The 11411-nt window shown below is 68.4% G+C and carries 9 protein-coding genes; 7 read left to right on the plus strand and 2 right to left on the minus strand.

Features of this window, described 5'->3' with window-relative positions; translation table 11 throughout:
* Window positions 1-407: 407 nt before the first annotated feature.
* Window positions 408-1061, minus strand: coding sequence for a response regulator transcription factor (locus JLDANKMP_RS09730; RefSeq protein WP_212560986.1), 654 nt, complete (start codon window positions 1059-1061; stop codon window positions 408-410).
* Window positions 1054-4083, minus strand: a complete 3030-nt coding sequence (locus JLDANKMP_RS09735; protein ID WP_212560987.1) for a sensor histidine kinase — start codon at window positions 4081-4083, stop codon at window positions 1054-1056. The genes JLDANKMP_RS09730 and JLDANKMP_RS09735 overlap by 8 nt, the downstream gene beginning before the upstream one ends.
* Window positions 4084-4179: 96 nt before the next feature.
* Between JLDANKMP_RS09735 and JLDANKMP_RS09740 the strand changes: the two genes are divergently transcribed.
* The 7 genes from JLDANKMP_RS09740 to JLDANKMP_RS09770 all read left to right on the plus strand — a co-directional run bounded on the left by JLDANKMP_RS09740 (window position 4180) and on the right by JLDANKMP_RS09770 (window position 10962).
* Window positions 4180-4512 carry a hypothetical protein gene (locus tag JLDANKMP_RS09740; protein ID WP_005413754.1) on the plus strand — a complete coding sequence of 111 codons (333 nt, stop codon included), beginning with the start codon at window positions 4180-4182 and terminating at the stop codon, window positions 4510-4512.
* A 50-nt stretch (window positions 4513-4562) separates the two neighbouring features.
* Window positions 4563-5006, plus strand: a complete 444-nt coding sequence (locus JLDANKMP_RS09745; protein ID WP_049395203.1) for an AraC family transcriptional regulator — start codon at window positions 4563-4565, stop codon at window positions 5004-5006.
* Entirely contained in the window at window positions 5003-5659 is a 657-nt protein-coding gene (locus JLDANKMP_RS09750; protein ID WP_005410010.1) for a hydrolase, read from the plus strand. Before JLDANKMP_RS09745 ends, JLDANKMP_RS09750 begins: the two co-directional genes overlap by 4 nt.
* Before the next feature lie 2 nt (window positions 5660-5661).
* Entirely contained in the window at window positions 5662-6087 is a 426-nt protein-coding gene (locus tag JLDANKMP_RS09755) for a DoxX family membrane protein (RefSeq protein ID WP_005410009.1), read from the plus strand.
* Between the two features lie 119 nt (window positions 6088-6206).
* Window positions 6207-8054 carry an amidohydrolase gene (locus JLDANKMP_RS09760; RefSeq protein ID WP_212561000.1) on the plus strand — a complete coding sequence of 616 codons (1848 nt, stop codon included), beginning with the start codon at window positions 6207-6209 and terminating at the stop codon, window positions 8052-8054.
* Window positions 8033-9322 (plus strand): alginate export family protein, encoded by a 1290-nt coding sequence (locus tag JLDANKMP_RS09765; protein ID WP_212560988.1) that lies wholly within the window; start codon window positions 8033-8035, stop codon window positions 9320-9322. The genes JLDANKMP_RS09760 and JLDANKMP_RS09765 overlap by 22 nt, the downstream gene beginning before the upstream one ends.
* Entirely contained in the window at window positions 9316-10962 is a 1647-nt protein-coding gene (locus JLDANKMP_RS09770) for an MFS transporter (RefSeq protein ID WP_212560989.1), read from the plus strand. Before JLDANKMP_RS09765 ends, JLDANKMP_RS09770 begins: the two co-directional genes overlap by 7 nt.
* Window positions 10963-11411: the final 449 nt, after the last annotated feature.

Raw genomic sequence — 11411 nt, forward strand, 5'->3', positions numbered from 1 at the left:
GCTCACGCCCCCGCAACCGGACCCACTCCGCCTTCGACAGGTTCCTGCGGTCTGTTGGAACGGCTCTTGGGGTGAGATCCGTTTTCCGAAGGAAAACGGATCTGACACCTGATTGATTTCGATATCTGACAGAAGTGTCGACCAAGGTCGACACCTACCAACCGCCATCGGAATCTGTCAGAGGTGGGGCGGTGTCGGAGTGCGGGGTGTCAGCCGCATGGATGCGGCTGCCAAGCTTACAGGGACGTACTTGCAGCGTCCCCGCACTCCGACACCGCCCCGCCATCCCACGGAATCCACGCTGTTGCTGTTGCCGTTGCCGTCGCCGTTGCTGTTGCTGTTGAGGTTGCCGGCCAGCGGCCGGCACTACCGCGGGTGCAGGGCTGCAAGCCCTGCCGAACAACCCCCTAATCGTGACCGCTGTCGTCCAGGCTGATGATGCCGCGCCGCAGCGCCTGGGTCACCGCGTGCGTGCGATCGCCCACGCCCAGCTTGTCCATCAGGCTCTTCATGTGCGCCTTCACCGTCTGCTCGGAAATCTGCATGCGCTCGCCGATGCGCTTGTTCGACAGGCCACCGGCCACGTGCCGCAGTACTTCGGTCTCGCGCGGCGACAACCGGTCTTCCACCACATGCGCGGCGATGCTCGCCGCCACCGCTGGTGGAATCGGCGCGCGCCGGCCGCCCGCAACCATGCGGATCGTGTCGACCAGCTCGTGGCGCAGCATGTCCTTCAGCAGGTAGGCGCTGGCGCCGGCCTGCAACGCCCGCACCGCACGTACGTCACCGCGGTAGGTGGTCAGCACGATGATGCGCGCGCGCGAGTCCATCGCGCGGATCCGCACGATGGCTTCCACACCATCCAGGCGGGGCATCTGCAGGTCCATCAGCACCACGTCCGGCTGCAGCTGCTGGTAGCGTGCGATGGCTTCCTCGCCGTCGGCGGCTTCACCGAGCAGGCGCAGATCGGGTTGTGCGCCCAGCAGGGCGGCCAGGCCGTCACGCAGCAGCGGGTGGTCGTCGACCACCAGTACGCCGATCGGGGCAGGGGTTTCAGTCATGGCTCGTTCTACTCCAGGGCCAGCGCCAACGTGATGGGCGGCGGTGATACAGGCGCCGGGCGGGAACTGCCAGCGCCACTTCGGTCCCCAGCCCGGGGCGGGTCCACAGCTGCAGTTCCGCGCCAAGGCGCTGCGCGCGCTCGCGCATGCCCTGCAGGCCCCAATGGCCATGGCCGGCATTTTCGTCGGCGATGCCCGCGCCATCATCGCGCACGTGTAGAAGGAAGCACCGCGTGCCGTAGGACAGCTCCACTTCGATGGCGCTGGCATTGGCATGGCGCAGCGCATTGCGGATCGCCTCGCGTCCGATCAGGAACACTTCCTCGGCGGCATCGGCCTGCAGCGGTGGAGGGGTGCCTTCCACGGTCAGGCGCAGCGGATTGGTGCCGTGCCCGGCATACTCGGCGTGCACATCGGCCAGTGCCGAAGCGAGGTCGCGACCCGCGAACGGCCCCTCGCGCAGCGCATTGACCCGCTCGCGGCCCTCGGCCAGGTTGCGCTCGGCCAGCTGCATCGCCGACTCCAGCTGGCTGCGCACCGGCTCGGGGGTCTGGGGTGACTGGCTGATCGCATGCAGGCGCAGGATCAGGCCTTGGCTGCCCTGCAGCAGGGTGTCGTGCAGGTCGCGCGCGATGCGCTCGCGTTCGCCATTGCGTTCCTGCAGGCGCGCACGGAACAGCGCGGCCAGCTGCCCGCTGCGGATGCGTACCGCCAGCACCAGTAGTGCGAGCACGGCGGCGGTGCACAGCAGTTTGAACCACGCGGTCTGGATGAAGGTAGGCGCGATGCGGAAGCTGCGGCTGGCCGGTGCGGTGCTCCAGATGCCGTCCTCGTTGGCCGCTTCCACCTCGAACCGGTAGTTGCCTGGCGCGAGGTTGGTGTAATACGCGCGGGTGCTGCTGCCCGCGTCCTGCCAGCCATCGTCAACGCCGGACAGGCGATAGCGATAGCGGTTGCGTTCCGGGCGTGCCAGCGACAGCGCCACGTAGTCGATCTGCAGCTGGCTGGTGCCGGCCGGCAGGCGCAGGCCGTCCCGCAGTGGTTGCTGTTCGCTGCCATGCAGCACGTCGCCGATGCGCACGCTGGGAGCCATCGCATTGACGTGCGACCGGGTGGTGTCCAGCCAGGCCAGGCCCTGGTTGGTGGCCAGCCATAGCAGGCCGTCGTCGGCCAGCACGGCGGTGGGGATCGGTCCGCTCTGCAGGGCGATGCCCGGCATGCCATCCACCGCATCGAACAGGCGTGGCGTCACCGGCTGCCCGGTACGCAGCGCCCGCCGCAACTGATCGCTCCCCAACCGGACCAGGCCACGACTGCCATTGAGCCACAGGTGACCGTGCGCATCGGCAACCATGCCGGTGATGCCCTCCAGCACGCCGGCCATGTCGGTGTTGACCGGCACGAAGCGGCCATTGCCGAGGCGGGCGGCCAGCCCGGCCTCACCGGCCACCAGCAACAGGTCCTGGTGGTGCAGCAGCGCGGTGACCGGGCCGACCAACAGCCCGTGGTTGGCATCGAAGGTTTCGATGCGGGTCGCGCCCATGCTGCGCAGCCGGCCGTCGGCATAGCCGAGCAGCAGCTGACCATTGGCATCCAGCGCCAGTGATGAGCAGGCCTGTTCGGGCAGGCGCGTTTCGCGCTGCCACTGGCCGTGCAGATAGTGCAGCACGCCACGTTCACCGGTGCAGACCCAGGCCTGGTCGTCATCGGCGAACAGCAGGGCATGCAGCGGTTGCCCGGTGAAGGGCTCGGGCAGCGGAATCAGCGTGGTGTGGCCGGCCACCGTGCGTGCCAGGTTGACCCAGTCGAACTGCCAGATCGGCGTGGGCGCCCGGCGCGCGGCCGCCTGCAGTTGTGCGGCGCTGCCTTCCAGCAGTGGCCGGCGCAGGTCGTACGGCTTGAGGTCCTCGCCGTAGCCGTACACACGCCCATCGCTGGCCCGCACCAGCGAGCGATAGGGATCACTGGGGCCGACCGCCAGCGTGTGCACGCTGCGCACGCGGAAGCGGTTGAGGCCCAGATTGGTGCCGACCCAGAGATTGCCTTCGCGGTCGGCGATGATCGGCACGGCCGAGGTGGCGGTCAGCCCGTGCGGCGAATCGAAGCGCTCCATGCGCACGGCGCGGCTGCCGTCGAACGTGACCCGGGCTACACCGCCATGCGGGCTCATCGTGGCCCATAACGCGCCGTCGGCAGTGAACTGCAGGCGTGCGGCGACCAGGTCCGGCAGGCGTCGCGCTTCGCGTTCGCTGTCTGGCAGCAGGCCCTGCGCATTGGCCAGCGGCGAGGTGCCGCGCACACGGTCGGCCAGCCAGACTTCGCCCTGCGGGCTCTCGGTCAGCGTCGCCATCTGGGATACAGCAATGCCGGTGTCCTCGAAACGCGGTTGGCCTGCAGGACGCATCCAGATCCTGAGGTTGGCCAGTACCCAGAAGGTGCCACGGCTGTCGTGCAGCACCCATTGCACGCGGTGTTCCGGAACGCCCGTGTCTGCGGGCAGCGGCTGCCAGCGCTGGCCATCGAACTCGCGCAGCCCTCCATTGATGGCTGCCCACATCCGGCCGTCGCGGTCCTGGCTGAAGTGCGGTACCACGCCAACCGGCACGCCCTGGCCGCGGCCGTAGTTGTACAGCTGGCCGCGCGCGAACCGGCTGATGCCTGCCTGGAAGTAGCCGATCCACAGTGCGCCATCGGCGCTGTGTTCCAACGTGACCATGTTGGTGGACGGGTAGCGGGTGCCAGCCGGTGGCGCCTGCCGTTCGAAGCGACGTCCGTCGAATCGGTACAGGCCCGAACCGGTAGCCAACCACAACAGGCCGTCACGGTCCTGGCTGATGTCCCAGATGTCACCGGGTGCACCCTGGCCGACCCGCCAGGCGGTGTGCTCGTAGCCGGGCAACCCGCTGCTCACGGCCGGCCGCTGCACGGCGAGGGCGGGCAGGGCGGTCCACAGCAGCAGGCACGCCAGCAGCGCCGGCAGGCGACGCAGGAACGGGAAGGGGCGGCGGTGCATGGCGCGCATTCTGGCAGGTGCGGGGCAGCCGCGGGTGACCCGAACGGGGTAGGCGCCTGGTGCCGTGGTCGGCTATCACGCCGGCATGTCCTGTGGAGTCCGGCCATGCAGCGCCTGTTCGTGATGTTCCCCGACCGCGGGCCGGGCATCGGCCTGCTGTGGCTGCGGCTGTGCGTGGCCGCTGCATTGTGCACGCCGGGCACGCACGCGGGCTGGCTGTCGGCGCTATGCCTGCTGGCGGTGGCGATGCTTGCACTGGGCGTATTGACGCCGCTGGCGGTAGTGCCGGCAACACTGGGCCTGTATGCACAGGCACTGCCGTGGCCACTGGTGGTGTTGCCGCTGGCCTTGCTGGCGCTGGGCCCTGGCGCTTATTCACTGGATGCGCGGTTGTTCGGGCGCCGCCTGCTCGGCCGTCGGCCTCCCCCATTCGGGTAGGTGCTGGCCTCGACCGACGGGGGTAGGGCATTACGCAGGGGTCACGCACCATGGGGCATCCCTTCGCGGCGTCCCGCATGGCCACCATCTTTCCGCCTGATCCGCCCGCCGCTTCACTGGCGCCGCAGCAGGTCGCCGCATTGCAGCGTGCATTGCGCTATGTCGATGAACACCTGTCACAGCCGCTGCGGGTCACCGAGCTGGCGGCCGTCGCCTGCGTCAGTCGCTTCCATCTGGTGCGCCTGTTCCGCAGCGGTACCGGCGCCAGCCCGCTGCGCTATGTACGCCGTCGCCGTATCGAACGTGCGCGCCAGCTGTTGTCGGCCCAGCACCTGCCGATGTCCTGCCTGGCGCAGCAGCTCGGCTTCTTCGACCAGAGCCATTTCGTCCGCAGCTTCCGCGCCGAGACCGGCTGCAGCCCCGGCCAGTACCTGGCCGGCGATGCAGCCCTGTTGCTTCCCCCTGATCGTGTTTCCAACGGAGTCCACCCATGAGCCTTGCCACCGCCACGCCCGCCCCGGCCCTGTTGTCGCCCACCGACCATGCCCTGGTGCTGATCGACTTCCAGTCACAGATGGCATTCGCTACCCATACCATCGACATCTCCGCGCTGCGCAACAACGTGTCGTTGATCAGCAAGGGGGCCAAGGGCTTCAATGTGCCGGTGGTGCTGACCACGGTTGCAGAAGCGTCGTTCTCCGGCCCGATGTTCCCGGAACTGCCGCAGATCTTCCCTGGCCAGCCGGTGTTCGACCGCACCTCGATGAATACCTGGGAAGACCAGCCGGTGATCGATGAGATCAACCGCATCGGCAAGCGCCGCCTGGTGCTTGCCGGCCTCTGGACCAGCGTCTGCATCGTCGGGCCGGCGCTGTCGGCGCTGGCGCAGGGTTTCGAGGTCTACGTGATCACCGATGCCTGCGGCGATGTCAGCGAAGAAGCGCACGAGCGTGCGATCACCCGCATGGTGCAGGCCGGCGCGGTGCCGATGACCAGCGTGCAGTACCTGCTCGAACTGCAGCGCGACTGGGCACGCGGTGAAACCTACGACCTGACCACCGGCATTGCCCGCGACCATGCCGGCGGCTACGGCATCGGCATCCAGTACGCCAAGCGCATGTTCGGCGCGCAGGAAGGCGGGCACTGAGCATGCTGGCTGGCCATGGCCTCGACCTGGCCCTGCTGATGCTGCGCGTGGCGGCAGGAGGCTTCCTGCTGCCGCACGCACTGGGCAAGCTGTTCGGCTGGTTCGGTGGACCGGGGCTGTCCGGCTTCGCTACCGAGCTGCGCGGCTTCGGGCTGCCAGCGGTGGCACCGTTGCCGCTGTTGCTGGCCCTGCTGCAGGTGCTGTCCGGGCTGGCCGTGCTGCTGGGATGGCAGACCCGCATCGCCGCGCTTGCGGCGGCTGCTTTCATCGGCTTCACCGTCCTGTTGGCCCTGCCCAGGGGCTGGTTCTGGATGCGCGGTGGCAGTGAGTACCCGTTGATGTGGACCACGGTACTGCTGGCCATCGCGTTGGCCGGGCCCGGCACCTGGGCACTGGACGTCCATCGCCTTCCGGGAGACCTAGCATGAGTCACGATCCCCTCGATCACGGCCGTCGCAACGTGCTGCTGGCCAGCGGCGCCGCTGTTGCGCTCGGTCTGGCCGGCCGTGCCGGTGCCGAACTCGATTCCACTTCCAAGGAGCGTCGCATGAGCACGCTGGTCATCCGCAATGCCCGCATCACCACCCTCGACCCGCAGCAGCCGCATGCGCAGGCGCTGGCCGTGCAGGAAGGACGCATTGTTGCCGTCGGCAGCGACGAGGAGATCATGCGCGGCTGGGGCAATGAAGCGACCTTGATCGACGCCCAGGGCCGGCGCCTGCTGCCCGGCCTCAACGACAGCCACACCCACCTGATCCGCGGTGGCCTGAACTACAACCTGGAGCTGCGCTGGGACGGCCTGCGTTCGCTTGGCGACGCCCTGGACATGCTGAAGGCCCAGGTCGACCGCACGCCCGCACCGCAGTGGGTACGCGTGGTTGGTGGCTTCACGGCCGCGCAGTTCAACGAGAAGCGCCTGCCGACCCTGCAGGAGCTCAACGACATCGCGCCGGATACACCGGTGTTCCTGCTGCACCTGTATGACCGCGCACTCCTCAACCGTGCCGCGCTGCGCGCCTGCGGCTACACCAAGGACACGCCGGATCCGCCGGGCGGGCAGATCGTGCGTGACTCGCTGGGCAACCCGACCGGGCTGCTGCTGGCCAAGCCGAATGCGTTGATCCTGTACGCGACGCTGGCCAAGGGACCGCGCCTGCCGATCGAGTACCAGGCGAACTCGACGCGCCACTTCATGCGCGAACTGAACCGGCTTGGCATCACCTCGGTGATCGACGCCGGCGGTGGCTTCCAGAACTATCCCGAGGATTACCAGGTCATCGAGCAGCTGCACCGCGATGACCAGCTGACGGTGCGCATTGCCTACAACCTGTTCACCCAGAACAAGGGCAAGGAAGTGGATGACTTCCGTGGCTGGAGCGAGATCCTGCAGCCGCGCCAGGGCGACGACCTGCTGCGCCACAACGGTGCCGGGGAAATGCTGGTGTTCTCCGCCGCCGACTTCGAGCTGTTCAACGAGCCCCGCCCGGAACTGCCGCCGGAGCTTGAGCCGGAACTGCACGACGTGGTGAAGCTGCTGGTCGAGAAGCGCTGGCCGTTCCGCATCCACGCCACCTACGACGAGAGCATCACGCGCATCCTGGATGTGTACGAACAGGTCAACCGCGAGGTGCCGTTCGATGGCCTGCACTGGTTCATCGACCACGCCGAGACGATCACCCCGCGCAACATCGAACGCATCCGTGCGCTGGGTGGCGGCATTGCCGTGCAGCACCGCATGGCCTACCAGGGCGAAGCCTTCGTCGAGCGCTATGGCGTGCAGGCCGCGCGGCATACACCGCCGGTCAAGCGCATGCTGGCCGAAGGCGTACCGGTCGGTGCCGGTACCGACGCCACCCGCGTGGCCAGCTACAACCCGTGGGTGGCGTTGTCCTGGCTGGTGACCGGGCGCACCGTGGGCGGTCTGGCCCTGTATGGCGATGAGAACCTGCTCGAACGCGAGCAGGCGCTGCGCCTGTGGACCCAGGGCAGCGCCTGGTTCTCCGGCGACGAAGCGGTGAAGGGCACGCTGAAAGCCGGTCAGCTGGCTGATTTCATCCTGCTCTCGGCCGACTTCTTCCGCGTGGATGACGCGCAGATCGCCGACATCACCAGCGTGCTGACCGTGGTCGGCGGACGCATCGTGCATGCAGATGCCGACTATGCAGGGCTGGCGCCGCAGCTGCCGCCGGCGATGCCGGACTGGTCGCCGGTCAACCGGTTCGGTGGCTACCACGTCGGCGGTGCCGCCACCGGGTTGGCCACCGCCCATCGCCACCATCACGGCGTGGCCTGCAGTACGCATGGCGCTCACGGTCACGCCGCGCAGCATGCGGCGCCCACCGATGACCTGACCGCGTTCTGGGGCGCGATGGGATGCTCGTGCTTCGCGTTCTGAGCCTGGCGCTGCTGACCGTGCCATCGCTGGCGCTGGCGCTGGCGTGCGGGGGTGGCCGCTGCACTGACGCCGGTGACGGCCAATTGCAGTGGGATGCGTCACTGCGCCTGCGTGGCCTGTACTACGATCCGACCCGGTTCGGTATCGGTGGCAGCGAAGATGGCCATGGCCTGCTGCGTGCGCTGGCCTCGGCCACCTATGTGGAGGACCGCTGGCAGGCAAAGCTGCAGCTGGGCGTGCATGCCGAGAATGGCAAGGCCGGCGGCCCGGGACGGACCGACCGCAGCGCGTTGGACGTGCAGCAGGCGTACTGGCGCTGGCAGCGCAGCGGCTTCCACCTGCAGCTCGGTCGGCAGGAAGCCGGCTACGGAAGCTCACGGCTGTTGTCGGTGCGCGACGGGCCGAACATCCGCCTGGCCTTCGATGGTGCGCGCCTGGGCTGGAAGAGCCGCCTCGGCACGCTTGATCTGATGGCACTGCGACCGGTGCAGAACCGGCCGGGCGCCTTTGATGATCGAGGGGAACACGGTGCCCACCTGTGGGGCGCCTACGCCACCACGGCACGCGGGCAGGGCGCGGGACAGTGGGACCTGTATCTGCTCGACTATCGCCGCGAGGGTGCGCGCTTCGCGGCGGGCTCCGGCATCGAACGTCGGCACACCGTGGGTACACGCTGGTTCGGCCAGGCCGGTGCACTGGACTGGAACAGCGAGCTGGTGGCGCAGGGCGGTGAACTGCGAACGGCCGTCGGCACGCTCGATATCCGCGCCTGGACGCTGGCCACCGATACAGGGTGGCGCTGGACGGAGCTGCCGCTGCAGCCGCGTCTGGGGCTGAAGGCCGACATCGCCAGTGGCGATGGCAATCCGCGAGACGGGAGCCTGGGGACCTTCAATGCACTGTTCCCGAAATCGGCCTACTTCAGCGAGGCCAGCCTGCTGGCCCCGGCCAACCTGATGGACGTGCAGCCGACCCTGAGCCTGCGCCTGCACGACACGGTGACGACGGAGCTGGGCGTACAGATGGCCTGGAAGCATCGTCGCGCCGATGCGGTCTACACCACGCCGGCGCCGTTGGTGGCGTTGCCCGGCAGTGCCGGTGCTGCGCGCCGCATCGGTAATCAATACAAATCCGAAACCCGCTGGCAGGCCAGCGAACACTGGCAATGGCAGCTGCAGCTGGCCTGGGTCGATGCCGGTCCTGCGCTGAAGCAGGCCGGTGGCCAGGACACGCTGTTCGCCTCGATCGTTGGAGCATGGCAATGGTGAACGCAAGCGCGTCGCAACCCCCCGTACAGCCCGCAGGTGCCTGGTCCCCGCTGAAGATCCAGATGTTCCGTTCGATCTGGCTGGCGATCCTGGCCAGCAACATCGGCACCTGGGTCAATGACGTGGCGGCCGCCTGGGTCATGGCCGAACGTACCGGTTCGCCGTTGATGGTGGCGCTGGTGCAGTCGGCCACCACGGTGCCGATCGTGCTGCTGGCACTCGCCGCCGGAACGCTGGCCGACATCGTCGATCGCCGCAGGTACCTGTTGGCGACCCAGGGCTGGATGCTGCTGGTCGCGGCCGTGATGGCGGCGCTGACTGCGATGGACATGCTGACTCCGCAGCTGCTGGTACTGCTGACCTTCTGCATGGGTTGCGGTGCAGCGATGGCAATGCCGGCGCAGGCCGCGATCGTGTCCGAGCTGGTGCCGCAGCCGATGCTGGCCTCGGCGGTGGCGCTGAACTCGATCGGCATCAACATCGCCCGCTCGATCGGCCCGGCCATTGGTGGCGTGATCGTGGCGCAGCTGGGTGCGGTGTGGGCGTTCGGCTTCAATGCCATCACCTTTGCCGCGATGCTGTTCGTGGTGTGGGGCTGGAAGCGTGATCCCAAGCAATCCAGCCTGCCACCGGAAGGTTTCGGTGCCGGCTTGAAGGCGGGCCTGCGCTATGCCAGCCGCGCTGGACGCCTGCAGGCCGTGCTGATCAAGTCGGTGGGCTTCTTCTTCTTTGCTGCGGCGATGAATGCACTGCTGCCGGTGGTGGTACGCGGCCAGATGCAGGGTGGGGCGGGGCAGTACGGCATGCTGCTGGGCTGCATCGGTATCGGTGCCGTAGGTGGTGCCTTGCTGCTGCCGAAGCTGCGCGCGCAGTTGGATCGCGACCTGCTGGTGCTGCTGGCCACGCTGTCGCTGGCGCTCAGCCTGGTCGGGCTGGCGCTGACCCGCAGCTGGTACGTGCTTCCGGCTGTGATGCTGGTCAATGGCTTCGCCTGGATCACCGTACTGTCGTCGCTGCAGATCGCCGCGCAGACGGCGGTGCCGGCATGGGTACGTGCGCGTGCGCTGGCGCTGTACATCATGGTGTTCTCGGCCGGCATGGCGGCCGGTGGCCTGAGCTGGGGCGCGCTGGCACAGCGCACCTCGCCGGAGCTGGCGTTGCTGGTGGCTGCCGCAGGTGCGGTGATCGGCGGACTGCTGGTGTGGCGCGTGCGGATTGCTGGCACCGAGGATCTGAACCTGCGTCCGGCCGGGCACTGGCCCGCACCCGAGCTGTCGGTGCCGGTGTCGAACGATCGCGGCCCGGTGCTGGTCACCATCGAGTACCGCATCGACGGTGCTGATCGTGCCGCGTTCCAGTCGCAGATGCGCGCGCTGGGCACGATCCGCCGCCGCGATGGCGCGGTGGTCTGGGGCGTGGTCGAGGACGTGGCCAGTCCAGGCATCCACCTGGAGTATTTCGTGACCCCGTCGTGGCTGGAGCACCTGCGCCAGCACGAACGCATCACCGCTGATGACAAGGCCATCCAGGAAGTGTTGCGGGAGCTGCATCGCGGTGAGCGTGCCCCCGTGGTGCGTCACTTCGTGGGTGGGCATGACCCGCTGCCTGCCGCCGTGCCGCATCACCACACCGACATCTGACCCGCCGGTGGTAGAGCCGGCCGCTGGCCGGCTGTGCGTGATCACGATGGTGATCGGGTTGCCGGCCAGCGGCCGGCACTACCGAAGCAGAGGCGGTTGACCCGCCGGTGGTAGAGCCGGCCGCTGGCCGGCTGTGCGTGATCACGATGGGTGATCGGGGTTGCCGGCCAGCGGCCGGCACTACCGAAGCAGAGGCGGTTGACCCGCCGGTGGTAGAGCCAGCCGCTGGCCGGCTGCGCGTGATCACGATGGTGATGGGGTTGCCGGCCAGCGGCCGGCACTACCGAAGCACAGGCGGTTGACCCGCCGGTGGTAGAGCCGGCCGCTGGCCGGCTGCGCGTGATCACGATGGTGATGGGGTTGCCGGCCAGCGGCCGGCACTACCGAAGCAGAGGCCGCTGGCCGGCTGTGCGTGATCACGATGGGTGATCGGGGTTGCCGGCCAGCGG

This window comes from Stenotrophomonas sp. PE591 (assembly GCF_018320795.1).
GTDB lineage: Bacteria > Pseudomonadota > Gammaproteobacteria > Xanthomonadales > Xanthomonadaceae > Stenotrophomonas > Stenotrophomonas maltophilia.

Excerpts from the sequence above, each read along its gene's own strand:
- JLDANKMP_RS09730 (WP_212560986.1), bottom strand. The coding sequence starts at position 1,061 with ATGACTGAAACCCCTGCCCCGATCGGCGTACTGGTGGTCGACGACCAC.
- JLDANKMP_RS09735 (WP_212560987.1), bottom strand. The coding sequence starts at position 4,083 with ATGCGCGCCATGCACCGCCGCCCCTTCCCGTTCCTGCGTCGCCTGCCG.
- JLDANKMP_RS09740 (WP_005413754.1), top strand. The coding sequence starts at position 4,180 with ATGCAGCGCCTGTTCGTGATGTTCCCCGACCGCGGGCCGGGCATCGGC.
- JLDANKMP_RS09745 (WP_049395203.1), top strand. The coding sequence starts at position 4,563 with ATGGGGCATCCCTTCGCGGCGTCCCGCATGGCCACCATCTTTCCGCCT.
- JLDANKMP_RS09750 (WP_005410010.1), top strand. The coding sequence starts at position 5,003 with ATGAGCCTTGCCACCGCCACGCCCGCCCCGGCCCTGTTGTCGCCCACC.
- JLDANKMP_RS09755 (WP_005410009.1), top strand. The coding sequence starts at position 5,662 with ATGCTGGCTGGCCATGGCCTCGACCTGGCCCTGCTGATGCTGCGCGTG.
- JLDANKMP_RS09760 (WP_212561000.1), top strand. The coding sequence starts at position 6,207 with ATGAGCACGCTGGTCATCCGCAATGCCCGCATCACCACCCTCGACCCG.
- JLDANKMP_RS09765 (WP_212560988.1), top strand. The coding sequence starts at position 8,033 with ATGCTCGTGCTTCGCGTTCTGAGCCTGGCGCTGCTGACCGTGCCATCG.
- JLDANKMP_RS09770 (WP_212560989.1), top strand. The coding sequence starts at position 9,316 with ATGGTGAACGCAAGCGCGTCGCAACCCCCCGTACAGCCCGCAGGTGCC.